Raw genomic sequence first — 223 nt, 5'->3', positions numbered from 1 at the left:
TATCAAAATTGATAACAATGGCTGTCATGGGCGAATCGTCACTTGATTGCCATTAATTAAATCGGCTTGCCGACCATCTAATAATTTAGCGTTATAGTTGCGGTCATCATCGAGTATGCCGACCAATAACTCATTGTTTGTTGTATGTTCCAATGGCATTATTAATTTGACATTCTTCACTTGATTGCAATTAAAAACATAATAAATTTCGCATGTTAAGCGA

General features: G+C 35.0%; 1 pseudogene. It reads right to left on the bottom strand.

Features of this window, described 5'->3' with window-relative positions:
* Positions 1–24: 24 nt before the first annotated feature.
* Positions 25–223: pseudogene (locus KO533_RS22555) on the bottom strand (hypothetical protein); the annotation flags it as partial.

It is taken from the genome of Shewanella sp. NKUCC05_KAH (assembly GCF_019345585.1).
Classification (GTDB): domain Bacteria; phylum Pseudomonadota; class Gammaproteobacteria; order Enterobacterales; family Shewanellaceae; genus Shewanella; species Shewanella oncorhynchi.
The sequence above is the reverse complement of the archived record's forward strand: the minus strand, read 5'-3'. Positions and strand labels throughout refer to the sequence as shown.